This window comes from Thiohalocapsa marina (genome assembly GCF_008632335.1).
In the GTDB taxonomy this organism is placed as follows: Bacteria; Pseudomonadota; Gammaproteobacteria; order Chromatiales; family Chromatiaceae; genus Thiohalocapsa; species Thiohalocapsa marina.
Genome location: NZ_VWXX01000002.1, coordinates 109,895 through 132,519, shown reverse-complemented (window position 1 = coordinate 132,519; position 22,625 = coordinate 109,895). Strand labels below are relative to the sequence as shown.

Genomic DNA, 22,625 nt, shown 5'->3' with positions numbered 1-22,625 from the left:
CGTTGTAGGCTTCCAGAGCTGACGAGAAGACTTGGCTGGACGCAACGCCCCGGTCGGGCGCCATGCGGCGCCGGCCAACGCGACCACGGGTGCTGTCTCGATGTCCGGTTTTCGCGGGTCACGGCCGGAAATCGATGGCCCTCGAACCCTAAGATACCCTGCCCGACCGACGGATGCGACCGTCTTTGACCCCATGCAGGCGGATTTTTTCAACGGGGCCATGGTACTGGCCGGGGCCGGCACCAGAGAGGATCGCCTGGGGGTCAGTAGTAGGCCGCCACCACCCGCCAGCCGGACCAGCCAAGCCCCAGGCGCAGCGTGGTCGCGGGGATGTCGCCGGCACCGATTCGAACCCGGAAGCCGACAGGCGAGACGAAGACGGCCTGGCTCACCGCCGGCAGGAAGCCCCGCCCCGGCGTGGCATGCATGGACAGCAGGCCGTACAGCCACTCCAGGGTCACGCTCTGCTGCAGGCCGTCGTTGTCGGCGCGGCGGATGCTGCGCTGGATCCAGTCGATGAAGGGGTCGGAGACCTCGCCAATGTGGCTGGCGGCTTCCTTGTTCAGCCGCCGGCGGATCTGCTCGCGCACCGACTCGATGCGCACCATGGGCGCCAGGGCCTGCGGCGTCCCCTGCTGGATGACAGCGTTCAGCCGCCACAGGGTCAGATAGGGCCAGGGCAGCGTCAGCAGCGCGGCGACCACCAGCAGCACCACCAGCCGGAGCAGCCGCCGCGCCCAGGGCACGGGCAGGCGGCTCGGCCATGGCCGTGGCCGAAGCCGGATCAGTCGCATGCGCAGGCGTCTCCCTGCAGCGCCGCCTGCAGGCGCTCCAGCGCCTCGCCGTCGTCCAGCCACTGGGCCTCGGCCTGGGCCAGTTCGGCATCCACCCGCTGCTTGTCCGCCAGCAATGCCAGCAACCGCGCCTTGGCCGCTTCCGCATAGACGGACGGATCCGCCAGCGCCTGCTCCAGCGCCTGTTGCGACTCGGTGAGCGCCTCCACCCGCGCCTCCACATCGCGCAGCCGCCGACGCAGGGGCTGCAGCCGCGCGCGCATCTCCGCCTCCCGGCGGCGCTGGTCCTTGCGCGAGCCAGCGGCCGGCGCAGCCCTGTCGGCCGGGCCCTTTGCCGTGTCATCTGTCGGGGCACCGGCCTGGCTGGCCAGCCAGGCGGGATACTCGTCCAGACTGCCGGCAAAGGGCGTCACCCCGCCGGCATGCACCAGCAGCAGCGTGTCGCAGGTGATGCGCAGCAGATGCCGGTCGTGGGAGACCAGCACCATGGCCCCCTCGAAGGCCTGCAGGGCCTCGCTCAGGGCATGGCGCATCTCCAGGTCCAGGTGGTTGGTGGGCTCGTCCAGCAACAGCAGGTTGGGCCGCTGGTAGATGATCAGCGCCAGCGCCAGGCGCGCCTTCTCGCCCCCGGAGAACGGCGCCACCGGCTCCACCGCCCGATCGCCGCCGAAATCGAAGCCGCCGAGAAAGTCGCGCAGGGCCTGCTCCGGCCGCGCCGGGTCCAGCCGCATCAGGTGCGTCAACGGCGAGTCGTGTGGACGCAGCTGGTCCATCTGGTGCTGGGCGAAGTAGCCGATGCGCAGTCCCTGGGCCGGCTCGCAACGGCCGGACAGGGGCGCCAGCCGGCCGGCCAGCAGCTTGATCAGCGTCGACTTGCCGGCGCCGTTGGGGCCGAGCAGCGCGACGCGATCGCCGGGGGTGAGGCTCAGGTTCAGGCCGCGCAGGATGGGCACCGCGTCGTAACCGGCGCTGACCTCCTCCAGCCGCAGCAGCGGATGGGGCTGTGACTCCGGCGGCGCAAAGGCGAAGCGAAACGGCGAGTCCACATGCGCCGGTGCGATCAGCTCCAGACGCTCCAGGGCCTTGAGCCGGCTCTGCGCCTGGCGGGCCTTGGTGGCCTTGGCGCGGAAGCGGTCGATGAAGCCGCGCACATGGGCGATCTCGCGCTGCTGGCGCTCGAAGGCCGCCTGCTGCTGCGCCAGTTGCTCGGCACGCTGACGCTCGAAGGCCGAATAGCCGCCGGCATACAGCCGCAGCACGCCCCGCTCCAGATGGCAGATGTGGCCCACCACCGCATCCAGGAAGTCGCGGTCGTGGGAGATCAGCAACAGCGTGCCCTGGTAGTCCCGCAGCCAGCCTTCCAGCCAGATCACCGCGTCCAGGTCCAGGTGATTGGTGGGCTCGTCCAGCAGCAACAGGTCCGAGCGGCACATCAGCGCCTGGGCCAGCGCCAGACGCATGCGCCAGCCGCCGGAGTAGCTGTCGATGGGGCGCTGCTCGTCGCCGACGGCAAAACCCAGTCCGTGCAGCAACCGCGCCGCGCGGCTGTAGGCATCGTAGCCGCCGATGGTCTCCAGCTGGCCGTGCAGCTCCGCCTGCCGCAGGCCCTCGTCGGCCTGCTCGGCGCGGGCCAGGGCCGCCTGCACGTCGCGCAGTTCTCGGTCGCCGTCGATGACGAACTCGATCGCGGCACGCTCGCCGCCCGGCGTCTGCTGCGCCACATGGGCGATCTGCCAGTCGGCCGGTATCGATACCGTGCCCTGGTCCGGGGTCAGCTCGCCCCGCAGCAAGGCGAACAGGCTCGACTTGCCGCAGCCGTTGGCACCGACCACCCCCACCTTCTGCCCCGGATGCACGCGCAGATCGGCGGCATCGATCAGGCGCCTGCCGCCCCGGCGCAGGCCCAGGTCTCTCAACTGCAGCATGCTCAGGGATTCCTGTCGAGATCAGCGCCCGGACTGCCGCCGGGCAGGGTCCGGTCGAGCCGGCGGTAGCCGATGGCCTCGCCCAGATGGGCAGCGCCGATGCGCTCCTCGTCGGCCAGATCGGCGATGGTGCGCGCCACCTTCAGGATGCGGTGATAGGCCCGCGCAGACAGGCCGAGCTGCTGCAGGGCCCGGACCATGAGCGCGCGACCGGCGTCGTCGAGCCCACAGTCGCGCTCGATCTCCGGCGCAGTCAGGGCCGCGTTGGGCCGGTTCGCCCGCCGTTGCTGATGCCGCCGCGCCCGCTCCACCCGGGCCTGCACCGTGGCGCTGGTCTCGCCGGTCCCGCCGCGTTCGGTCAGACGTTCCGGCGCCAGCCGCGGCACCTCCACCTGCAGGTCGATGCGGTCCAGCAGCGGCCCGGAGATGCGCGCGCGGTAACGGGCCACCTGCTCCGCGGTGCAGCGACAGCGACCGCCCTCGTCACCCAGGTAGCCGCACGGGCAGGGGTTCATCGCCGCCACCAGCTGGAAGCGGGCCGGGAACTCCGCCTGGCGCGCGGCCCGGGAGATCAGGATCTGGCCGGATTCCAGCGGCTCTCGCAGGACCTCCAGCACGCGCCGGTCGAACTCCGGCAATTCGTCCAGGAACAGCACCCCCAGGTGCGCCAGGGAGATCTCGCCCGGACGCGGATTGCTGCCACCCCCCACCAGCGCAACGCCGGAGGCGGTATGGTGCGGCGCCCGGAACGGGCGCTCGCGCCAGCGCGCCGGGTCCAGCGCCTCGCGGCCGCTAACCGAGCGGATCGCCGCCACCTGCAGCGCCTCGTCGTCCTCCAGCGCCGGCAGGATGCCCGGCAGGCGGGTGGCCAGCATCGACTTGCCGGTGCCCGGCGGCCCGAGAAACAGCAGGCTGTGGCCGCCGGCGGCGGCGATCTCCAGCGCCCGCTTGGCGTGCTCCTGGCCGCGCACGTCCGCCAGGTCCGGATACGCCGGCCGCTGCCGGCGCACCTGCGGTGCATCGAACGACGCCAGCGGCGTGCGCCCATCCAGGTGTTCGCACACCTCCAGCAAATGCTCCGCCGGCAGGATCTGCAGCCCCGCCACCAGCGCCGCCTCTTCGGCATTGGCCCGGGGCAGCACCAGCGCGCGCCCGGCATCGCGGGCCGCCAGCGCCGCCGGCAGCACCGCCGGCACCGGACGCAGGGCGCCGGTCAGGGCCAACTCTCCGAGCAATTCCAGTTGCTGCAGGGGCTCGGCGCGCACCTGGCCGGAGGCGCCGAGGATGCCGACGGCGATGGCCAGGTCGAAGCGCCCGCCCTCCTTGGGCAGGTCCGCCGGTGCCAGGTTGATGGTGACGCGCCCGGCCGGGAACTGGAAACGGCCGCTGGCCAGGGCCCCACGCACGCGGTCGCGGCTCTCTTTCACCGCCATCTCCGGCAGGCCGACGATGGACAGCGACGGCAGGCCGTTGCCGGCGTGCACCTCCACCGTGACCTCGGGGGAATGGATGCCCACGCGGGCCCGGCTATGCAGGACGCAAAGACCCATGGCGTTGCTCGCGGAGCGCCGGCATCAGGTGCGCTCGGGCGCCGTCAGCCACTGGCGGAGACCGCCAGGCCGTGCTTCAGGCAACCGCTCAGGCGCCCTTGCAAGCGCTCGTTCAGGCACTGGGTCCGTCCGGATCCGGCGCATCGGCCGGAGCGGGGGCGGATGGCTGCGCCCGAGCGCCGGCGGTCTCCATTGCCACCACCCGGGCCTCCAGCGCCTCCAGCCGGGCGCGGGTGCGCGCCAGCACGGCGGCCTGCACGTCGAATTCCTCGCGCGTGACCAGATCGAGCTTGCCAAGCCCGGCCTCCAGCGCCGCACGCAGGCTGCGATTGAAGTCTGCGTGCAGCATCTGCACGCCCTTCGGCATGCTCGCCCCCAGCCGGCGGGCCAGGTCGTCCAGTTGTCTCGCGTCCAGCATCAGACATCTCCTGAATTGCCGTGAATCGATTCCGTCGGCCGCCGCTGGCGAGCGACGACGCGTGCGCCCGAGTATACCCCGTAACGGAAAGGCTGATTTAGCGGGCCGCCTAGCCTCGAGCATATCGGCGGCCCCTGGACGCGGCTCGATTAACCGCAGAGGCACGGAGAACGCAGAGGCAGGAGAGAGTTTTTTGATTATTGCCTCCAGCCTCCTGCCTTCAAACTTCAAACTTCAAACTTCAAACTTGGCCCCCCAGCCTCCGGCGACAATCTAGCGCAACCAGCCAAGGGTAGCGCAGGGCTGCCGGGCTGGGTGGCGGCGGTCGGGGGTCTCGATCGCAGGACGCGATCGTGAAGCCTCCAGGGACGGATTCACGGCGCCCCCCGACCGCCGCTACCCAGCCCGGCAGACCGACTTCCAGAGCCCTAAGCCCACAGCCTTCAAACTTCAAACTTCAAACTTCAAAGTTAACGCACCAAACCGGTGCAATGTCGCCCCGAAAACCCGCATCCGGCGCCCGGCGCCGGTGCGCATCGGCGTTGCTCAGACGCAACGCCTGGCCGCGAAACGTTGGATTTCCGGCACAATCAATTTCTGGCATGCCTCGTGCCTGATGGTTAATCAGGAAACGCCGTCAGTGGCGTCTCGACCACCCCCAACGCACAAGAGGAATCCGCCATGCAGCTCAACCTTCCCACAGCCGCCGCGGCCGGCGCGCTCGCTTCCATCTCCCTGCTAGGCATGACGCCGGCCGTTGCCGAGGGCCCCTGGGCCTTCAGCGCCAACATCGGCGCGGTATCCAACTATGTATGGCGCGGCGTCACTCAGACCGGCGATCAGGCCGCCATCCAGGGCGGCCTGGACGCCGAGCACGAAAGCGGCTTCTACGCCGGCACCTGGGTCTCGAACATCGACTGGGGCTCCGAATCGCCCAACTACGAGCTGGATCTCTATCTGGGCTACGGCGGCGCCATCAATGACGACTTCAGCTACGACATCAGCGGCATCTACTACGCCTATCCCGATGGCCGCGATGCCGACTTCGGCGAACTCGGCGCCAGCGCCAGCTACAAGTGGTTCACCCTGGGCCTGGCCTACACCGTCTACGGCGAGAACGACGACGGCCTGTTCGACGACGGTGACCTGTACTACTACGGCGGCTTCGATCTGCCCCTGCCCTACGACTTCGGCCTGAGCCTGCGCGCCGGCTACTACGACTTCCGTAACGATGACGAAGTCGTCGAACTGACCGACGCCTCCGGCATGCCCTACCTGAAGACCGAGAGCCACGACTACTGGAACTACGGCGCCTCCATCAGCCGCGACGCCGGCGACTTCGGCACCTTCAGCCTGAACTGGGACCAGAACAACGGCGAGCAGGTGCTGGGCTACGACACCGATCCCAAGTTCTGGGTCAGCTGGAGCAAGACCTTCTGAGCCGGTAACCACCGTCCTCGCAACAGCACCCCGTGCGCCGGCACGCCCGGCGCACGGCAGCCATCACACACGCGGAGCCAAGCCAATGAAGCTGATTGCAGCCGTCATCAAACCGTTCAAGCTCGACGATGTCCGCGAGGCCCTGGCCGACATCGGCGTATCGGGCATCACCGTCACCGAGGTCAAGGGGTTCGGCCGCCAGAAGGGCCACACGGAACTCTACCGTGGCGCCGAGTACGTGGTCGACTTCCTGCCCAAGATCAAGGTCGAGATCGCCGTGGACGATCCGCTGGTGGACAAGGTCATCGAGGCCGTCTCCTCCGCTGCCCGCACCGGCAAGATCGGCGACGGCAAGATCTTCGTCACCACCGTCGACCAGGTCATTCGCATCCGCACCGGCGAGACCGGTCCGGAAGCCCTGTAAGCGCATCCACGCGGAGGTAACTGACTGTGGAAGCTCAAACCATTCATCTCGCATACGCCCTGGACACCTTCTATTTCCTCGTCTCCGGCGCCCTGGTCATGTGGATGGCCGCCGGCTTCGCCATGCTGGAGGCAGGCCTGGTCCGGGCCAAGAACACCGCCGAGATCCTGACCAAGAACGTGGCGCTCTATTCCATCGCCAGCATCATGTACATGGTGGTCGGCTACGGCATCATGTATCCCGCCGGCGGCGACGGCATCATCCCCCAGATCGACTGGGGTTTCATGTTCGGCGGCGACAACGCGGTGGACGCCGTGATCGACAGCAACGGCGAGACCTACTACTCGGCCATGTCGGACTTCTTCTTCCAGGTGGTCTTCGTCGCCACCGCCATGTCCATCGTCTCCGGCGCCGTGGCCGAGCGCATGAAGCTGTGGGCCTTCCTGCTGTTCGCGGTGGTCATGACCGGCTTCATCTACCCGCTGCAGGGCTACTGGAAGTGGGGCGGCGGCTGGCTCGACGGCATCGGCTTCAGTGACTTTGCCGGCTCCGGCATCGTCCATCTGGCCGGCGCATCGGCGGCCCTGGCAGGCGTGCTGCTGCTGGGCGCACGCAAGGGCAAGTACGGCAAGGACGGTTCCATCAACGCCATCCCCGGTGCCAACCTGCCGCTGGCCACCCTGGGCACCTTCATCCTGTGGCTGGGCTGGTTCGGCTTCAATGGCGGCTCGGAACTGAAGATCTCCGACATCGAAGAGGCCAACGCGGTGGCGGCGGTGTTCGTCAACACCAACATGGCAGCGGCCGGCGGCCTGGTGCTGGCCCTGATCACCGCGCGGCTGCTGTTCGGCAAGGCGGACCTGACCATGACCCTGAACGGCGCGCTGGCCGGCCTGGTGGCCATCACCGCCGAGCCGCTGACGCCGACGCCCCTGGCGGCGACCCTGATCGGCGGCGTCGGTGGCGTGATCGTGGTGTTCGCCATCATCGCCATGGACAAGCTACGCATCGACGACCCGGTCGGCGCCATCTCGGTGCACGGCGTGGTCGGTATCTGGGGCCTGCTGGCCGTACCCATCACCAACACCGACGCCAGCCTGGGCGCCCAGGTGATCGGCCTGATCACCATCTTCGCCTGGGTGTTCTTCGCCTCGCTCATCGTCTGGCTGCTGCTGAAGCTCAGCATGGGCATCCGCGTCAGCGAGGAGGAAGAATACGAAGGCGTCGATGTGGGTGAATGCGGACTGGAGGCCTACCCCGAGTTCGTGGGGGCCCGCGGCGGCAAATAACGCCGGACCGCAGGGACGCGATCATGCTTGCAGCGGGGCCTTCGGGCCCCGTTTTCCGTTGTACGGCCCGGTACCCGACTGGAAACCATGCCTCCGCGGGGTGTATTCTGCTGCTCAGCCAGGGCCGCAGTCCGCGGCCTTCCCTGCCTCCGGATGCTGCCCGTGTCACGCCCAGCGCCCTCCCGTCTCTCCTGGCTCGTCCCCTTCATGACCTGGCTGCCGGCCGTGCGCCGGGACGACCTGCGCGCCGATCTGATCGCCGCCGTGACCGGTGCCATCGTCGTGCTGCCCCAGGGCGTGGCCTTCGCCACCATCGCCGGCATGCCGCCGGAATATGGCCTGTATGCCGGCATGGTGCCGGCCATGATCGCGGCGCTGTTCGGCTCGTCTCGGCATCTGGTGTCGGGCCCCACCACGGCGGCCTCGGTGGTGCTGTTCTCGTCGCTGTCGCTGCTGGCGGTACCGGGCACGCCGGACTACGTGGTGCTGGCCCTCACGCTGACCTTCATGGTCGGCATCATGCAGCTGGCGCTCGGGCTCGCGCGCATGGGCGCGCTGGTGAACTTCATCTCCCACTCCGTGGTGGTGGGCTTCACCGCCGGGGCAGCCCTGCTGATCGCCGCCAAGCAGCTCAAGCACTTCTTCGGCGTAGAGATGGACAGCGGCGGACACTTCCACGACATCCTGATCCAGTTCGGCAGCCACCTGCTCGACATCAACCCCTACGCCGCCGCCGTCGCCTTCGCCACCCTGGCCATCGGCATCGCCGTCAAGCGCTGGCTGCCGGTGGTGCCCTACATGATCGCCGCCATGCTCGGCGGCAGCCTGCTGGCGCTGCTGCTGGATCAGGTGTTCGGCCCCGAGACCACCCGCATCGCCACCGTCGGCGCCTTGCCCGCCAGTCTGCCGCCACTGTCGGCGCCGTCGTTCGATCTGGACGACATCCGGCAACTGGCCCCGTCGGCCCTGGCGGTGACCCTGTTCGCGCTGACCGAGGCGGTCTCCATCGGCCGCTCCCTGGCCGCCCGCGGCGGCTACCGCATCGACGGCAACCAGGAGTTCATCGGCCAGGGGCTGTCGAACATCGCCGGTTCCTTCTTCTCCGGCTATGTGGCCACCGGTTCGTTCAACCGCAGCGGGGTCAATTTCGAGGCCGGCGCACGCACGCCGCTGGCGGCGGTCTTCGCCGGCGCGCTGCTCATGATCATCGTGCTGTTCGTCGCGCCGCTGGCCAGCTACCTGCCCAAGGCGGCCATGGCCGGCGTGCTGTTCCTGGTCGCCTGGGGCCTGATCGACTTCAAAGAGATCCGGCACATCGTCCAGGCCTCCAGGCGCGAGACCGCGGTGCTCGCGGTCACCTTCCTGTCGGCCCTGTTCCTGGAGCTGGAGTTCGCCATCTTCGCCGGCGTGCTGCTGTCGCTGGTGCTCTACCTGGAGCGCACCTCCAAGCCGCGCATCATCACCCTGGCGCCGGACCCACGCCTGCCGGACCAGGCCTTCTCCTGCGAACCGGACGTCGCCGAGTGCCCGCAACTGCGCTTCGTGCGCATCGACGGCTCGCTGTTCTTCGGCTCGGTGGCCCATGTGGAACAGACGCTGGACCGGCTGCGGGCGGCCAATCCGCAACAGCGGCACCTGGCCATCCTGGCCGACGGCATCAACTTCGTCGACCTGCAGGGCGGCGAGACCCTGATCCGCGAGGCCGACCGTTGCCATGCGGCCGGCGGCGGTTTCTACCTGATCAACGTCAAGAAGGGGCTGTGGGACGCCCTGGAGCGCTGCCACTGCATGGAGGCCACCGGTGCGCGCAACGTCTTCCAGTCCAAGGAGGCTGCCATCCGCGCCATCTTCCAGAAGCTGGACAAGGGCGTCTGCGCCGGCTGCACGCGCCGCATCTTCCGCGAATGCAAGGCCCTGCCGCCGGCCGTCCATGGCTCGCCACCGGTACGGTGATGGCCTATGCTTTGCAGTCAGTTGCCCCGGAGCGGGCTCCGGAGCACGCCATGCGGAGGAGCCAATGACCACTGCGACCAACGGGCCTGCTGAATACGACGGCGATTTCTATGCCTGGACCCTGCAAACGGCCCAGCGGCTGCGTTCAGGATGCCTTGATGGCGTCGATCTGGCACAGGTCGCCGAGGAGATCGAAGACATGGGCAAGAGCGATCGGCGGGCGCTTGAGAGCCATCTGAAGGTCCTGATGCTGCACCTGCTCAAATGGCGCCATCAGCCGAGCCATCGCGGGATCAGCTGGCGCCTGTCCATCGCCAATGCGCGCGACGAAATCGCTGCCATCCTGCGCGACAGCCCGAGCCTCAGGCCTCGACTGGCCGAACTGGCCGCCAGCCGTTACGCAGGCGCCCGCAGGCAGGCGATGCTCGAGACCGGGCTGGCCCCATCGGTGTTCCCGGACACCTGCCCGTTCAGCATCGAACAACTCCTGCAGGAGGATGGGTTGCCGGATTGAGCCGGCATCGCCCGGATGACCGCTTCCCCGGGTGCAGAGAGGCCACCGGACCGCCACCATGAGCGCTGCATTACAACTTTACACACAACTGATCGAGGCACCGGATGATAAGACCCGCGCGCGTCTGATCGCCGATGCCTTCGATGCACTGGAGGCGCGCTTTCCGCAGATCACCGATCTGGCCACCCAGGGCCATGTGCGCGAAGGCGAACTGCGGCTGCAGAAAGAGATCAAGGAGGTCGAGGGGCGGCTGCAGAAGGAGATCAAGGCCGTCGAATTGCAGATTCATGAGGTCGAGGCACGGCTGCAGCAGCAGATCAAGGCCGTCGAATTGCAGATTCACGAGGTCGAGGCGCGACTGCGCAAGGAGATCATGGAGGTCGAGGCGCGCCTACAGGAACGCATCGCCCGGGTGGAAGCGCAGATCAAGGACGTCGAGGTGAATCTGCACAAGGCCATGGCGGCACAGACACGCTGGCTGCTGGGCGGCCTGGCCGTCCTCGGCGCGGTGTTCAAGCTCGCCGATCTGCTGATCGCCTAGGGAAACGCTGATTTAGCGTTTCTCCTACGGGGCAGGACGCGCCGCCCGCCAGCGGAGGCTTGGCTTGGGGCTGTTATATCGTTACATTCCTGGTACAGCCGTTACCAGACACTGGAACCCCCGTGGCGACAAATTCACCTTTCGCACCCGCTCATCGCTCCCGAGCCGGGAGACTTCGCGCATCCGCCGCGGGTCTCGTGGTCCTGTCCTTGCTCTTCATGCAGCAGGCCGTTGCCGAGTCGCCGCTTTCGGTGTTCGTCAGCGTGTTGCCGATGCAGACCCTGGTCGAGCGCGTCGGCGGCGACCGGGTGCAGGTGCAGACCATGGTGCTGCCGGGCCAGAGCCCGCACAGCTACGAGCCGTCGCCGCGACAACTCGCGGCCCTGTCCGAGGCGGACCTCTATGTGCGCGCCGGCCTGCCCTTCGAGGCGGCCTGGATGCCCCGTTTCCGTTCGGCAAATCCGGCCATGGCGGTGCTGGACGTGCGCGAGGGCCTGCCGCTGCGCCCCCAGGAAGCACACGACCATGCGCATGAGCACGAGCACGAGCACGCGCACGCGCATCAGCCTGAACAATCGCCTGACCACCGGCAGGGAAGCGCCGACCCGGATGACGACGAGGCCATGGACGCCCATGTCTGGACCAGCCCGGCACTGGTGCGCCAGATTGCCCGGGCGCTGCGCGACACCCTGAGCCGGCTGGATCCGGACGGTGCGTCGCTGTATGCCCAGCGACAGGCCGCCTTCGACGCCGAACTGGCCGCCCTGGACCAGGAACTGGCCGCGATACTGCGCAACCTCGACAACCGCAGCTTCCTGGTCTACCACCCGGCCTGGGGCTACTTCGCCGACCGCTACCACCTGACCCAGATCCCGATCGAGCGCGAGGGCAAGGAGCCCGGGGCGCGGCGCCTAGCGGCGCTCATCGAGCAGGCCCGCGCCGCCGGCACCCGGCTCATCCTGGTGCAGCCACAGTTCGACCGCCGGGCCGCCGGACGCGTGGCGCAGGCCATCGGCGGGCGCGTCGAGGCGGTCGACCCGCTGGCTCCGGACCTTGCGGACAATCTGCGCAGACTGGCCGAACTGATTGCCGCAGCCAATGGCCGGCAGTCGCCAGCCGCCAGCCGCCAGCCGCCAGCCACCAGCCACCAGCCGCCAGCCACCAGCCACCAGCCGCCAGCCACCAGCCACCAGCCGGCACGCTCCAGCGGAGATTCATATGCCATCAACCGCTGCCCGTGCAGGGCTGGCGGGCCGGGTAGCGACGGCCGGGGGTCTCGATCGCAGGGATGCGATCGTGAAGCCTCCACGGACGGATTCACGGCGCCCCCCGGCCGCCGCTACCCGGCCCGCCAGTCCGTCCAGCAGCCGTTCGATTCGCCAGCTCCCGGCAACTGGCCGATGGTCGCGCAGGGATGGCCGCCTGAATGACGGCCGTCATCGACATCCAGGGGCTCCGCTTCGCCTATGCCGAGGCCACGGTGCTCGAGGACGTGAACCTCAGCATCCAGGACGGCGAGTTCCTGGGCCTGGTCGGCCCCAACGCCGGCGGCAAGAGCACCTTGCTGAAGCTCATCCTCGGCCTGCTTGAGCCCCAGGCCGGGCGCATCCGCGTGCTCGGCCACTCGCCGCGGCGGGCGCGCCGGCGCCTCGGCTATGTCCCGCAGTATCCCGCCTTCCCGCGGGACTTCCCCATCCGCGTCGAAGACGTGGTGCTGATGGGCCGGCTCGGTACCGGACATGGCCTGCTCGGGCGCGTCGGCCGCTACCGCAGCGCCGACCGCCAGGCGGTGCGTCAGGCCCTGCGCGAGGTGGAAGCGGCGGAACTCATCGGCCGCCAGATCGGCACCCTGTCCGGCGGTCAGATGCAGCGCGTGCTGCTGGCCCGGGCCCTGGTCGGCGATCCGGCCATCCTGATCCTGGACGAGCCCACGGCCAACATCGACCAGCGCATGGAAGGCGAGATCTTCGACCTGCTCGCCACCCTGAACCGGCGCATGACCATCATCGTGGTCTCCCACGACATCGCCTTCATCTCCGGCTATGTCAGCCGCGTGGCCTGCCTCAACCGCACCCTGCTGTGCCACGCCACCGACGACATCGACGGCCAGATGATCAACGAACTCTACGGCGAAGAGGTGCGCCAAATCAGCCATGAGCACAGCCACGCGCATGGTCACGAACACAGTCACGGGCACAGCCACGCTGACGTCCACGGCCAGGCGCAGCCACGCTCGCCCGCACCGGTCGCCGTATCCCGGGGCCATGCCCATGCCTGAGTTCTTCAGCGCGCTGGCCAGCCAGGGGTTCCTGCAGCAGGCACTGCTGGCGGGCCTGCTCGCCAGCCTCGGCTGCGGGCTGGTCGGCCCCTTCGTCGTGGTCAAGCGCATCGCCTTTCTCGCCGGCGGCATCGCCCACTCGGTGCTCGGCGGCATGGGCGCCGCCGTCTACTTCGGCATCGACCCGCTGCTGGGGGCGCTTGTCGCGGCGATCCTGGCGGCACTGCTGATCGGCGGTGTGCGGCTCGCCTGGCGCACCGGCGAGGACACCCTGATCGGCGCACTCTGGGCCATTGGCATGGCCGTCGGCATCCTGTTCATCTCGCGCACCCCGGGCTACGCCACGGACCTGATGAGCTTCCTGTTCGGCAACATCCTGCTGGTGCCCGTCCGCGAGCTCTGGTTCATGGCCGGGCTCGACCTGCTGCTGCTGCTGACGGTGGTCGCCTTTTATCGGCAGTTCGTCGCCGTTGCCTTCGACGAGGAGTTCGCCCGACTGCGGGGCGTGCCGGTGGCCTTTTTCTATCTGCTGCTGCTGGTGCTGGTGGCGGTCACGGTGGTGCTGATGATCCAGGTGGTGGGCCTGATCCTGGTCATCGCGCTGCTGACCCTGCCGGCCGCCGTCGCCGGACAATGGACCCAGTCCATCGCCGGCATGATGCTGACGGCCACCCTGCTGGGCGCCGCCCTCACCAGCTCCGGCCTGGCCCTGTCCTATGCCCCGGACCTGCCCGCCGGCCCCACCATCATCCTGCTGGCCGGCGCGCTCTATGTGGTCTCCGCGCTGATTGCAGGCGCCCGCGCCAGGTACCGCGCACGCCGGGCCGCCTTGCAACGGGTCGCCGGCGGCCACGGGCCGGGCACCGGAGCGCGGCCGCCGGCATGAACGAGCAGTTGCTGAACCGCGTGCTGAGGCAGGCCGAGGCCCTCTGCGCCCGGCGCGGCGCGCGCCTGACACCCCAGCGTCGGCGAGTGCTGGAGCTGGTCTGCCGGGCAGAGCGGCCCATCGGCGCCTACGAACTCCTGGACCAGGTCCGCGACGGCGGCAAGGCCGCACCGCCCACCGTGTATCGGGCGCTGGACTTCCTGCTGGAACAGGGCCTGATCCACAAGCTGGAGACATTGCACGCCTTCATCGGCTGCACCCACCCCGACCACCCCCACAGCAGCCAGTTCCTGATCTGCGCCGACTGCGGCAAGGTCACGGAGCTGGAAGACGCCGCCCTGCTGGGCAGCCTGCACTCCGCCGCCGCCGAATCCGGCTTCAGCCCCCAGCGCCCCGTCATCGAGGTCATCGGCACCTGCGCCCGCTGCGCCCACAAGCCAGATCGACCGGCGGATTGAAGGGCCGGGGTTAGGCTGGAGGTCGTCTGCATGTCAGCCGCCAGCCGATGATCGTGCATGGTCGCGGCTCGATTAACCGCAGAGGCGCGGAGGACGCAGAGAAGAAAACGCGGAGAGGGGGAGAAGGCCCCCAGCCCCCAGCCCCCAGGTTTCAAACTTCAAACTTCGAACTTCAAACTTTTCTTCGGTCGCGCTGGGCGGGCGGGCCGGGTGTCGCGGCAAATCCGAAATACGCCCGAATGTTCGAGGGGGGGTTGCAGCCATCGGGCTGATCCGTTATTCTTCGCGGTCTTTATCGACGGGCCAGCGCTCGACCGGAGCCGCGCCCGCTGAACAGACCGCGCCACGCTAGCTTTTAGGGTGCGCACTGCCCAGTTCCGGAGCGACGAACAATGATGACAGAAAGCGCAAAGCCCGCGGAAGTGCGGCGCGCCTGGTACGTGGTGGACGCAGAGGGCAAGACCCTCGGCCGCCTGGCCACGGAGCTGGCCCGCCGTCTGCGGGGCAAGCACAAGCCGCAGTATACGCCGCACGTCGATACCGGCGACTACCTGGTGGTGGTCAACGCCGAGAAGGTGCGCGTCACCGGCAACAAGCTGGACGACAAGATGTATCACCGTCACACGGGTTACATCGGTCACCTGCGCTCCACCCCCCTCGGCAAGATGCTGGAACAGCACCCGGAGCGGGTCATCGAGCACGCCGTGAAGGGCATGCTGCCGCACAACCCGCTGGGCCGCGCCATGTTCAAGAAGCTCAAGGTCTACGCCGGGCCGGAGCATCGGCACCAGGCGCAGCAGCCGCAACCCCTCGAGATCTGATTCGGCGCCGCGCAGCCAGGGGGCGCGGGCACTCGACCCACCCCGGCGCGCGGGCCGCATCGCGAAACAGTCAGCAAAAACGGATAGCGAACATGCCGCAACATCATTACGCCACCGGACGTCGCAAGAGCGCATCGGCACGCGTGTTTCTGAGCACCGGCAACGGTGATATCACCGTCAACGGACGCCCGCTGGATCGCTTTTTCGGTCGCGAGACCGCGCGCATGGTGGTGCGGCAGGCACTGGATGCCGCCGAGATGGCCAACCGCGTCGACGTGAAGGCCACCGTCATCGGCGGCGGCACCACCGGCCAGGCCGGTGCCATTCGCCACGGCATCGCCCGTGCCCTGGTCGAGTACGACGAGAACCTGCGCACCCCGCTGCGCCGCGCCGGCTTCCTCACCCGCGATGCCCGCGAGGTTGAGCGCAAGAAGGTCGGCCTGCACAAGGCCCGCAAGCGTCCGCAGTTCTCCAAGCGCTAAGGAACCGGAGCGCTACCGATGGCGGCGACCGGCCCAGCCCGGATGGCCGCCGCCCGGATACCGTTTCTATTGGGGGATCGTCTAGCGGCAGGACTACGGACTCTGACTCCGTCAACCTAGGTTCGAATCCTAGTCCCCCAGCCAATCAGCAGCAGCCGGCCTTGTGCCGGCTGTTGCATTTCTGACCGTCACGCGCCCGAAGCGGCCTTTCCGGCGACCATCTTTGCGGTCACCACACGCGCATCACCTGCGTCCGTTTATCCGGCAGGCGCACATGGAATTCCCCCTCCCGCGACTGGCCTTCAGCCACCAGCGCCTATGGCGCAGTCGACGCCTGTTGCAAACGCGCAACGTGGTGGGCATTTGTCTCTTTTTTCAAAAAAACGTTGCACGGTGTGGCTTCCTGGTCTACTATTTCCAACGCAAGACATGATTGCGCGCACCCCATGCAGTCTTTCGTTATTTTCACAACATCGGAGCACATGATGAACAAAAAGCTCATCTCTCTGGCAGTCGCCGCCGCCATGGCCGCCCCTGCCGCCGCCATGGCCGAGGCCACCCTGTACGGCAAGCTGCACGTGTCCATCGATTACATGGACATCCATAACGCCATTGCGCCCAACTATAACTTTACTACCGGCGAGAAGGTCTACGGCGGCGAGAACTTCGAGGGCTGGGGCATCAACGGTTCCAGCATGGTCAAGAACTACATGACCAATGACTACGGCAATGCACAGCCGATTGCCCAGGGTCGCGCCAACCGCTTCGGCCTGAAGGGCTCCGAGGATCTGGGCAACGGCATGAAGGCCATCTACCAGATCGAGTTCGGCATCAACCTGTCGGACAACAACAACAACGTCACCAGCGGCAACGACGGCATCACCATGCGTAACAGCTTCGTCGGCCTGGCCGGGGGCTGGGGTACCGCGCTGGTCGGTCGTCACGACACGCCGATGAAGATCTCCACCGGCAAGCTGGACCTGTTCTCCGACACCATGGCGGACTACAACGGCACCATCGGCTTCCACGATGTCCGTGCCGACAACGCCGTGGCCTACATCAGCCCGAGCTTCGCCGGCTTCTCCGTGGCCGCCGCCATGGTCGCGCCGGGCAGCGGCACGGCTGGCGCCGGCAGCAACATCAACCTGGATTCGCTGGCCGAGGCCTACTCCCTGGCCGCCATCTACAACAACGGCCCGTTCTACGCCTCCGCTGCCTATGAGTCGCTCGGCAATGAGCACTTCATGAACACCGCTACCAGCGATGCTTCCGGTACCTGTGCTTCAACGACTTTATATGACAGCATTGCGGACTGGAAAGATGCCAGTGGTCTTGAAAACTGCAAGCAGGTCGGTAACGACTGGTCCAAGTGGCGCATCGGCCTGGGACTGCTGGACTGGAATGGCTTCACTCTGACCGCCATCTACGAGCAGCAGGATGACCTGCCCGCTGGCCAACAGACCTTCTATAACGACACCGGCTATAATATCCCGGCGGGCTCGAAAGAGGCCGAGCTGTGGCAGGTCCAGGCCGCCTACGCCTTCGGCAACAGCCAGATCAAGGCCATGTATGGCCAGATGGACCGCGACGGCAGCTACACCGCCCCGGCTGGCGGACTGAGCACCACTCAGGCTGGCCAGCTCGACGACTATCTGTCCGGCGATCGTGAGTCCTGGGCCATCGGCCTCGACCACAACTTCAGCAAGCGCACCAAGGCCTACGTCCTCTACACCGACGTGACCGACGATCGCGCCGACCTGGATGACGGCTTTGGCATCACCGGTGCCGAGTGGAGCGGCTTCTCCCTGGGCATGATCCACAGCTTCTGATCACCCTCACAAGCTGAGCATTACGGATGATGCAGAACGGGGCCTTCGGGCCCCGTTTTTTTTTGGCGACCATCAATGGAGTCCATCGATGTTCGACCAAGGCCTGAACGGGAAAGCGCGGACCTTGGGAACCCGCCTGCGGGCGACCCGATGGGGATGACTGACGTGGCGCCGTCACCCGGCTCAGTTCCGGATTGGCACCGACTTAGATTGAGGGGGACCTCAGGGCCAGAGCTTGAGCACCGTCACCACGGTACCGCCGACGGCAACGGTGGTCCCGAACGACCAGACCATGAAGCGGTCCATGCGGCGTTGCAACTCCCGGATATCCTGATGAACGGCCTCGAAGCGCTTGTCCATGGCGGCCTGCATGCGCTCGAAACGCTTGTCCATGGTTGCCTGCATGCTTTCGAAGCGCTTGTCCATGCTGGCTTGCATGCTCTCGAAGCGCTTGTCCATCTGCTCGAAGCGCTTGTCCATGCTGGCTTGCATGCTCTCGAAGCGCTTGTCCATCTGCTCGAAGCGCTTGTCCATGCTGGCCTGCATGCTCTCAAAGCGCTTGTCCATCTGCTCGAAACGCTGGTCCATGCTTACCTGCATGGCCTCGAAGCGCTTGTCCATCTGCTCGAAACGCTGGTCCATGCTCACCTGCATGGCCTCGAAGCGCTTGTCCATCTGCTCGAAACGCTTGTCGACCTGCTCGAAGCGCTTGTCCATCTGCTCGAAACCTTCGCGCATCAGCTCGCGCTGGTGCCTCAGCTCCTCTTCGACCCGCACCATGCGCTCGCGCAATTCGATCTCGTAAACGGCCGGCGGCTTGCCGAGACTTTGCTCCGCGAGCCAGGTGGCCATGTTTTCCTTGATAAATTCGATGTCTTGCTGGGTCAGCGTCATATAATGCTCCGTTGATATGACAGATCCGGCGCATCCCGCTCGACCAGGCCCGACCTGGGCAACGCCCCGGAGCATGGCGACAGGCTCTTGATTACCGTCGGTTTTCGTCAGTATAGCAAACGGTTATAGCAAAACTGTTATGGCAACCCGGCCAGCACGTGTTTAGCCCCGCTGCCGATTTGCCATCCATGGCGCCTGGATCCCGGCATTGCCTGCCGGGATGACGCAAGGGCCTGATCGCTTACACCCGCCATACCAGACCGACCATCCAGCCCGTCTCCACGCAAAAAACCCATGAAGCACATCCAGATCACTGACCAGATCCGCATCGGCAACGACCTGCCTCTGGTGTTGCAGGCGGGGCCCTGCCAGATCGAGAGCCGCGAGCATGCGCTGATGCTGGCCCGCGAGATCGCCGCCATCGCCGCGGACCTTGGCATTCCATACATATTCAAGGCCTCGTTCGACAAGGCCAATCGCTCCAGCCTGGGCGGTCGGCGCGGCGTCGGCCTGGCGCAGGGGCTGGAGATCCTGGTGGCGGTGCGCGACAGCGTCGGCTGCCCGGTGCTCACCGACGTGCACACCGAGGCCCAGTGCCGGCCGGTGGCAGAGGTGGTGGACATGCTGCAGATCCCGGCCTTTCTCTGTCGGCAGACCGACTTTGTGCTGGCCGTGGGCGCCGCCGCGGCGGAATACGGCCGGGCGGTGAACGTCAAGAAGGGGCAGTTCCTGGCCCCCTGGGACATGCGCAACGTGGTGGACAAGCTGGAGTCCACCGGCTGCAACAAACTCGCGCTGGTGGAGCGGGGCGTGACCTTCGGCTATGGCAACCTGGTGGTGGATCCGCGCAGCCTGTACGAGATGGCCAAGACCGGCTACCCGGTGGTGATGGACGCCACCCACGCCGTGCAGATGCCCGGCGCCCTGGGCAACGCCTCCGGCGGCAAGCGCGAATACGTGCCCGTCATCGCCCGGGCCGCCGTCGGCGTGGGCATCGGCGCGCTCTTTCTGGAGGTGCACGACGACCCGGACAACGCCGCCAGCGACGGCCCCAACTCCGTCCGCCTGGACCAGTTACCGGCGCTGCTGCGCACCCTCAAGGCCATTGATCGGGCGGCGAAAGGTCATTGAGCACCAGGTAGTCTCTTGCCGAGGCGGAGACGAATAACGCCGGCCGGTGTCTGCACGATGGCATGAACTGTTCGGGCAATATCCTCCATGATGCCGGGGGATCGAATGCGGATTCTGGCGGCTCTCGCACGATGACGCGGCAGCACGCCGAGCAGATCCCTGCATCGTTCGGCCCTACTATGACTTGCGGATATTCCGCTGTTGGGCGACGTATGCATCCAACAACTCGCGAATCATCTTTTGATACTGCGTGTGATGCTTACTCGCCATTTCCTTGAAATACGCCAGGCTTTCCGAACTGAGTGAAATGGTGATCTTCGTTTGCTGGTTTTTCAGCGCCAACTCTTCCGGCGACGGAAGGAAATCAGTCACCACCTTCATGTCACCAAGCGGCTCATCAGTGTATTGAATTTGCGTGCTCATAAGGCTTTTTACCTTTTCGCCAGTAACCCGCGCCGAAAATACGGATACGATTTGAGCGATAGGTGAACCGGACAGTCAGGATTCCATCCCCCGACGCGTCTCGGCCAAGGCAGAAATCCCTTTTCTCCTCCTCTGACTATGCGAGAGATCCTCGGCGATGACACGGCTGGGATCAAGAAATGCGTGTTGGGCCTCATAGAACGAGACACCATGTTTCTCCCGGTTCTTCAGGCTCTTGGCCTCGTCCCATTCGAAATTTGCCTCGCTCATTAGCTGAGAGTAGACAAGACATGGCTGTTTCGCAATATGCCGCGGCACCCTGCGCTAGGCTGCGGCAGTTGACGATGACGTGCCGCGCCTAACCCTCTTCCAGCAAGCGCGAGTAGACGCGCATCGTCTCCCGGCACACCTGCTGCGATGAAAACGCCTGTTCCGCCAGTCGGCGACCGGCGGCGCCGAACCGCTGTCGCAGTTCAGCGGACCCCAGTAGTGCAGCCAGCGCCTCCGCCAGCCTGACCGGGTCACGCGGCGGCACCAGAAAGCCGGTCTCACCGTCGATGACCACCTCGCGACAACCGGGCACGTCGGTCGCCACCACCGGCCGGGCGGCGGCCAGGGCCTCGAGCAGCGATTTGGGCAGCCCCTCGCGGTAGGACGGCAAGGTGACGATGGCGGCCCCGGCCAGCAAGGTCATCACGTCATCGCGGTGGCCCAGCCAGGTCACCAGCCCCTCTGACTGCCAGTCGCGCAACTGCTGCTCGGGGATGCAGGCGCGATTCTCCGCATCCGGCGCCCCCACCAGCACGAACTCGGCGTCCACGCCGGCGGCCTTCAGCTGCCGTGCCGCGGCCACCAGTTCGCCCACCCCCTTGTCCCAGAGCATCCGCGCCACCAGCAACACCCGCGGCCGGCCCGAGGGTTCCGGCAGCACGGGCGCGCGGGACAGGTCGATACCGGCACCGCGGATCAGCACCGCAGCGTCCGGGCGCACCAGCCGCTTGCGCTCGGCAGCGGCCAGATCATCGCGGTTCTCGAACACCACCCGGCTGCCCGGCGGATTCAGCAACGCCCGCAACGCCACCCCCATCAGCGGCCGCATCAGCCGCGCCAGGGGCCGGCCGGACGCGAACACGAAGCCCATGCCCACCGGGGCGTTCAGCACCCGCCGGATACCGCACAGCCGCGCGGCGATGGAGCCATAGAGGATCGGCTTCAGCGCCACATGATGCACCAGTGTCGGCCGCAACCGGCGATAGGCGCGCACCACCCGCCACAGCGAGCGCAGCTCGCGCAGCGGATTCACGCCCGATCGCGCCACCGGCCAGTCCACCACGCGCAGACCAGCGGCCCGCAGGCGCTCCGCCTCGGCCCCCAGACGCGCCATCACCACAACTTCATAACCCGCCTGCCGCGCCGCCTCCGCACGCTCCAGAAAGTGCGAGACGAAGAACCAGTCCACGGTAATCAGGTAGAGCAGCCGCGGAGGATCCGCAGTGGGTTGCCTTATTTCGGCCATCAGTTCATTAGGCTCGAACTTGTCGCGCGCAGGCCAGGTCAAAACCTGCCCGCTCCTTGGTTCAATCTGGACGTGCGGGCGGGAATTCCTCGTCCAGCAGCAAAGTGCGCGTGTTTAGTCGCGACATGAAGCCGTGATGCCGAAACACATGGCACATCAAGAGATGGCCGTGACGGCAGCTCATGATGAGAACCCGCCTGCTTCACCAAGCCGGTGCGCCAGTCGATCGATCAGTCCCTGACTGTAGTACATACCTTGGTCACGCATCGCCGTGGCCGCCTCTCGAAAGGAGGGAATCAAACCACAGGCTTTGGCCTTGGCCAGAGTGCCGAGGGTTCCTGTGACACGGAGGCCGAGATACTCGGCCAGACTCCGCGCCCGACGCTCATCGATGACCACCAGATCGCTTCCGTGATGGCGGGCAAGCAACAAGGTCTGCTGTTCGCCGCGATCCAGATCCAGCACCGCCGACCAGTCCTTGGGCGGCAAGTCGGAATATACGGTGACCCACGGCAAGCTTCGTAGACCGGGCACGGCGATTGGTCCACCTTGTTCACATTCTTCCACCACGGATTCCGCGACGGAAATTGTGCCCAGAACTTGATGCAGCAACTCGAGGCGGTCGATGCTGGCAAGCGCGATGAACGGTGTCGTATTGCAGAACACCATCACAACAAGGCTGTCTCGCGACGAAAGTCCTCGTCGGTGTCTTCCAGCAACTCAGCGCCCGCCTCCATCGCCATCAGCAGAAAATGCACACGAGACATCCCGAGCCATTGGGACGCCAGGCCTGAGGACAGACGCCCCTCCCGAAACAGCGCGATGGCGGCATCCCGCTGCACGCGCTGCGCAAGTTCCTGCGTGTTCATGTTCAGACTGAGCATGAGCTCCGGTGGACAAACGATTTCAATCGTGTGTGGCATCATCAGCGAATATCCTGCTGCCCCCTTCTAACTGCCAGCATAGCACCTCTCCAGGCTACGAAATGACGCTAGGTGCAGGCACCGGATGAATCCGGCTCGACCGCCCGCCGCGCCGCCTCGGCACGCTCCAGAAAGT

Annotated in this window: 24 protein-coding genes and 1 tRNA gene; 15 read left to right on the top strand and 10 right to left on the bottom strand. The window is 66.8% G+C overall.

Annotated features, from left to right (window positions below):
• Positions 1 to 263: 263 nt before the first annotated feature.
• From F2Q65_RS02095 to ubiK, 4 genes are all read right to left on the bottom strand, one after another.
• Positions 264 to 794 carry a DUF2939 domain-containing protein gene (locus F2Q65_RS02095; RefSeq protein WP_150089920.1) on the bottom strand — a complete coding sequence of 177 codons (531 nt, stop codon included), beginning with the start codon at positions 792 to 794 and terminating at the stop codon, positions 264 to 266.
• On the bottom strand, positions 785 to 2,719 hold the full coding sequence (locus F2Q65_RS02090; protein ID WP_150089918.1) for an ATP-binding cassette domain-containing protein: 1,935 nt from the start codon (positions 2,717 to 2,719) through the stop codon (positions 785 to 787). Before F2Q65_RS02090 ends, F2Q65_RS02095 begins: the two co-directional genes overlap by 10 nt.
• Before the next feature lie 2 nt (positions 2,720 to 2,721).
• Entirely contained in the window at positions 2,722 to 4,269 is a 1,548-nt protein-coding gene (locus tag F2Q65_RS02085) for a YifB family Mg chelatase-like AAA ATPase (RefSeq protein WP_150089916.1), read from the bottom strand.
• Between the two features lie 112 nt (positions 4,270 to 4,381).
• Positions 4,382 to 4,687: a ubiquinone biosynthesis accessory factor UbiK gene (gene ubiK, locus F2Q65_RS02080; protein ID WP_150089914.1), complete on the bottom strand. Its 306-nt coding sequence runs from the start codon at positions 4,685 to 4,687 to the stop codon at positions 4,382 to 4,384.
• Positions 4,688 to 5,368: 681 nt separating this feature from the next.
• Here ubiK and F2Q65_RS02075 point away from each other — a divergent pair.
• From F2Q65_RS02075 to F2Q65_RS02010, 14 genes are all read left to right on the top strand, one after another.
• Positions 5,369 to 6,127 carry a TorF family putative porin gene (locus tag F2Q65_RS02075; protein ID WP_150089912.1) on the top strand — a complete coding sequence of 253 codons (759 nt, stop codon included), beginning with the start codon at positions 5,369 to 5,371 and terminating at the stop codon, positions 6,125 to 6,127.
• Between the two features lie 85 nt (positions 6,128 to 6,212).
• Positions 6,213 to 6,551 carry a P-II family nitrogen regulator gene (locus tag F2Q65_RS02070; protein ID WP_150089910.1) on the top strand — a complete coding sequence of 113 codons (339 nt, stop codon included), beginning with the start codon at positions 6,213 to 6,215 and terminating at the stop codon, positions 6,549 to 6,551.
• Positions 6,552 to 6,577: 26 nt separating this feature from the next.
• Positions 6,578 to 7,840, top strand: coding sequence for an ammonium transporter (locus tag F2Q65_RS02065; RefSeq protein WP_150089908.1), 1,263 nt, complete (start codon positions 6,578 to 6,580; stop codon positions 7,838 to 7,840).
• 207 nt (positions 7,841 to 8,047) lie between these two features.
• Positions 8,048 to 9,793, top strand: a complete 1,746-nt coding sequence (locus F2Q65_RS02060) for a SulP family inorganic anion transporter (protein WP_246155922.1) — start codon at positions 8,048 to 8,050, stop codon at positions 9,791 to 9,793.
• 64 nt (positions 9,794 to 9,857) lie between these two features.
• Positions 9,858 to 10,307: a DUF29 domain-containing protein gene (locus F2Q65_RS02055; protein ID WP_150089904.1), complete on the top strand. Its 450-nt coding sequence runs from the start codon at positions 9,858 to 9,860 to the stop codon at positions 10,305 to 10,307.
• Positions 10,308 to 10,365: 58 nt separating this feature from the next.
• The gene (locus F2Q65_RS02050; protein WP_150089902.1) at positions 10,366 to 10,848 is read left to right on the top strand and encodes a DUF1640 domain-containing protein; all 483 of its coding nucleotides are present in this window, start codon (positions 10,366 to 10,368) and stop codon (positions 10,846 to 10,848) included.
• A 197-nt stretch (positions 10,849 to 11,045) separates the two neighbouring features.
• Entirely contained in the window at positions 11,046 to 12,278 is a 1,233-nt protein-coding gene (locus F2Q65_RS02045) for a metal ABC transporter solute-binding protein, Zn/Mn family (RefSeq protein WP_246155921.1), read from the top strand.
• Positions 12,275 to 13,126 (top strand): metal ABC transporter ATP-binding protein, encoded by an 852-nt coding sequence (locus F2Q65_RS02040; protein ID WP_150089900.1) that lies wholly within the window; start codon positions 12,275 to 12,277, stop codon positions 13,124 to 13,126. Before F2Q65_RS02045 ends, F2Q65_RS02040 begins: the two co-directional genes overlap by 4 nt.
• A complete protein-coding gene (locus tag F2Q65_RS02035) occupies positions 13,119 to 14,012 on the top strand; it encodes a metal ABC transporter permease (RefSeq protein WP_150089898.1) in 894 nt (297 codons plus the stop codon). Before F2Q65_RS02040 ends, F2Q65_RS02035 begins: the two co-directional genes overlap by 8 nt.
• Positions 14,009 to 14,470, top strand: a complete 462-nt coding sequence (locus tag F2Q65_RS02030) for a transcriptional repressor (RefSeq protein ID WP_150089896.1) — start codon at positions 14,009 to 14,011, stop codon at positions 14,468 to 14,470. Before F2Q65_RS02035 ends, F2Q65_RS02030 begins: the two co-directional genes overlap by 4 nt.
• A gap of 392 nt (positions 14,471 to 14,862) precedes the next feature.
• A complete protein-coding gene (rplM, locus tag F2Q65_RS02025; protein ID WP_150089894.1) occupies positions 14,863 to 15,291 on the top strand; it encodes a 50S ribosomal protein L13 in 429 nt (142 codons plus the stop codon).
• A gap of 92 nt (positions 15,292 to 15,383) precedes the next feature.
• Positions 15,384 to 15,773 (top strand): 30S ribosomal protein S9, encoded by a 390-nt coding sequence (rpsI, locus tag F2Q65_RS02020; RefSeq protein WP_150089892.1) that lies wholly within the window; start codon positions 15,384 to 15,386, stop codon positions 15,771 to 15,773.
• Positions 15,774 to 15,843: 70 nt separating this feature from the next.
• Positions 15,844 to 15,917: transfer RNA gene (locus tag F2Q65_RS02015), tRNA-Gln, on the top strand.
• Between the two features lie 341 nt (positions 15,918 to 16,258).
• On the top strand, positions 16,259 to 17,602 hold the full coding sequence (locus F2Q65_RS02010) for a porin (protein ID WP_150089890.1): 1,344 nt from the start codon (positions 16,259 to 16,261) through the stop codon (positions 17,600 to 17,602).
• A 222-nt stretch (positions 17,603 to 17,824) separates the two neighbouring features.
• On the opposite strand, the gene F2Q65_RS02005 is transcribed toward F2Q65_RS02010, so the two are convergent.
• Positions 17,825 to 18,496, bottom strand: a complete 672-nt coding sequence (locus F2Q65_RS02005; protein WP_150089888.1) for a hypothetical protein — start codon at positions 18,494 to 18,496, stop codon at positions 17,825 to 17,827.
• A gap of 294 nt (positions 18,497 to 18,790) precedes the next feature.
• Between F2Q65_RS02005 and kdsA the strand changes: the two genes are divergently transcribed.
• On the top strand, positions 18,791 to 19,627 hold the full coding sequence (gene kdsA / locus F2Q65_RS02000) for a 3-deoxy-8-phosphooctulonate synthase (protein WP_150089886.1): 837 nt from the start codon (positions 18,791 to 18,793) through the stop codon (positions 19,625 to 19,627).
• 177 nt (positions 19,628 to 19,804) lie between these two features.
• On the opposite strand, the gene F2Q65_RS01995 is transcribed toward kdsA, so the two are convergent.
• The 5 genes from F2Q65_RS01995 to F2Q65_RS01975 all read right to left on the bottom strand — a co-directional run bounded on the left by F2Q65_RS01995 (position 19,805) and on the right by F2Q65_RS01975 (position 22,492).
• Entirely contained in the window at positions 19,805 to 20,050 is a 246-nt protein-coding gene (locus F2Q65_RS01995; RefSeq protein ID WP_150089884.1) for a BrnA antitoxin family protein, read from the bottom strand.
• A gap of 75 nt (positions 20,051 to 20,125) precedes the next feature.
• Entirely contained in the window at positions 20,126 to 20,320 is a 195-nt protein-coding gene (locus tag F2Q65_RS01990) for a BrnT family toxin (RefSeq protein WP_246155920.1), read from the bottom strand.
• A gap of 88 nt (positions 20,321 to 20,408) precedes the next feature.
• Positions 20,409 to 21,608: a glycosyltransferase family 4 protein gene (locus tag F2Q65_RS01985; RefSeq protein WP_211353922.1), complete on the bottom strand. Its 1,200-nt coding sequence runs from the start codon at positions 21,606 to 21,608 to the stop codon at positions 20,409 to 20,411.
• A 138-nt stretch (positions 21,609 to 21,746) separates the two neighbouring features.
• Complete coding sequence (locus F2Q65_RS01980; protein WP_150090227.1) at positions 21,747 to 22,235, bottom strand: PIN domain-containing protein; 489 nt, start codon at positions 22,233 to 22,235, stop codon at positions 21,747 to 21,749.
• Positions 22,235 to 22,492: a UPF0175 family protein gene (locus F2Q65_RS01975; protein WP_150089882.1), complete on the bottom strand. Its 258-nt coding sequence runs from the start codon at positions 22,490 to 22,492 to the stop codon at positions 22,235 to 22,237. The genes F2Q65_RS01980 and F2Q65_RS01975 overlap by 1 nt, the downstream gene beginning before the upstream one ends.
• Positions 22,493 to 22,625: the final 133 nt, after the last annotated feature.

What these genes read in the sequence shown, in the direction of transcription:
- rpsI (WP_150089892.1), top strand. Translation starts at nt 15,384, where the DNA reads ATGCCGCAACATCATTACGCCACCGGACGTCGCAAGAGCGCATCGGCA.
- kdsA (WP_150089886.1), top strand. Translation starts at nt 18,791, where the DNA reads ATGAAGCACATCCAGATCACTGACCAGATCCGCATCGGCAACGACCTG.
- F2Q65_RS02005 (WP_150089888.1), bottom strand. Translation starts at nt 18,496, where the DNA reads ATGACGCTGACCCAGCAAGACATCGAATTTATCAAGGAAAACATGGCC.
- rplM (WP_150089894.1), top strand. Translation starts at nt 14,863, where the DNA reads ATGATGACAGAAAGCGCAAAGCCCGCGGAAGTGCGGCGCGCCTGGTAC.
- F2Q65_RS01990 (WP_246155920.1), bottom strand. Translation starts at nt 20,320, where the DNA reads ATGAGCGAGGCAAATTTCGAATGGGACGAGGCCAAGAGCCTGAAGAAC.
- F2Q65_RS02040 (WP_150089900.1), top strand. Translation starts at nt 12,275, where the DNA reads ATGACGGCCGTCATCGACATCCAGGGGCTCCGCTTCGCCTATGCCGAG.
- F2Q65_RS01995 (WP_150089884.1), bottom strand. Translation starts at nt 20,050, where the DNA reads ATGAGCACGCAAATTCAATACACTGATGAGCCGCTTGGTGACATGAAG.
- F2Q65_RS02090 (WP_150089918.1), bottom strand. Translation starts at nt 2,719, where the DNA reads ATGCTGCAGTTGAGAGACCTGGGCCTGCGCCGGGGCGGCAGGCGCCTG.
- F2Q65_RS02050 (WP_150089902.1), top strand. Translation starts at nt 10,366, where the DNA reads ATGAGCGCTGCATTACAACTTTACACACAACTGATCGAGGCACCGGAT.
- F2Q65_RS02055 (WP_150089904.1), top strand. Translation starts at nt 9,858, where the DNA reads ATGACCACTGCGACCAACGGGCCTGCTGAATACGACGGCGATTTCTAT.
- F2Q65_RS02070 (WP_150089910.1), top strand. Translation starts at nt 6,213, where the DNA reads ATGAAGCTGATTGCAGCCGTCATCAAACCGTTCAAGCTCGACGATGTC.
- F2Q65_RS02085 (WP_150089916.1), bottom strand. Translation starts at nt 4,269, where the DNA reads ATGGGTCTTTGCGTCCTGCATAGCCGGGCCCGCGTGGGCATCCATTCC.
- F2Q65_RS02035 (WP_150089898.1), top strand. Translation starts at nt 13,119, where the DNA reads ATGCCTGAGTTCTTCAGCGCGCTGGCCAGCCAGGGGTTCCTGCAGCAG.
- F2Q65_RS02010 (WP_150089890.1), top strand. Translation starts at nt 16,259, where the DNA reads ATGAACAAAAAGCTCATCTCTCTGGCAGTCGCCGCCGCCATGGCCGCC.
- F2Q65_RS02075 (WP_150089912.1), top strand. Translation starts at nt 5,369, where the DNA reads ATGCAGCTCAACCTTCCCACAGCCGCCGCGGCCGGCGCGCTCGCTTCC.
- ubiK (WP_150089914.1), bottom strand. Translation starts at nt 4,687, where the DNA reads ATGCTGGACGCGAGACAACTGGACGACCTGGCCCGCCGGCTGGGGGCG.
- F2Q65_RS02030 (WP_150089896.1), top strand. Translation starts at nt 14,009, where the DNA reads ATGAACGAGCAGTTGCTGAACCGCGTGCTGAGGCAGGCCGAGGCCCTC.
- F2Q65_RS01975 (WP_150089882.1), bottom strand. Translation starts at nt 22,492, where the DNA reads ATGATGCCACACACGATTGAAATCGTTTGTCCACCGGAGCTCATGCTC.
- F2Q65_RS01980 (WP_150090227.1), bottom strand. Translation starts at nt 22,235, where the DNA reads ATGGTGTTCTGCAATACGACACCGTTCATCGCGCTTGCCAGCATCGAC.
- F2Q65_RS02095 (WP_150089920.1), bottom strand. Translation starts at nt 794, where the DNA reads ATGCGACTGATCCGGCTTCGGCCACGGCCATGGCCGAGCCGCCTGCCC.
- F2Q65_RS02060 (WP_246155922.1), top strand. Translation starts at nt 8,048, where the DNA reads ATGACCTGGCTGCCGGCCGTGCGCCGGGACGACCTGCGCGCCGATCTG.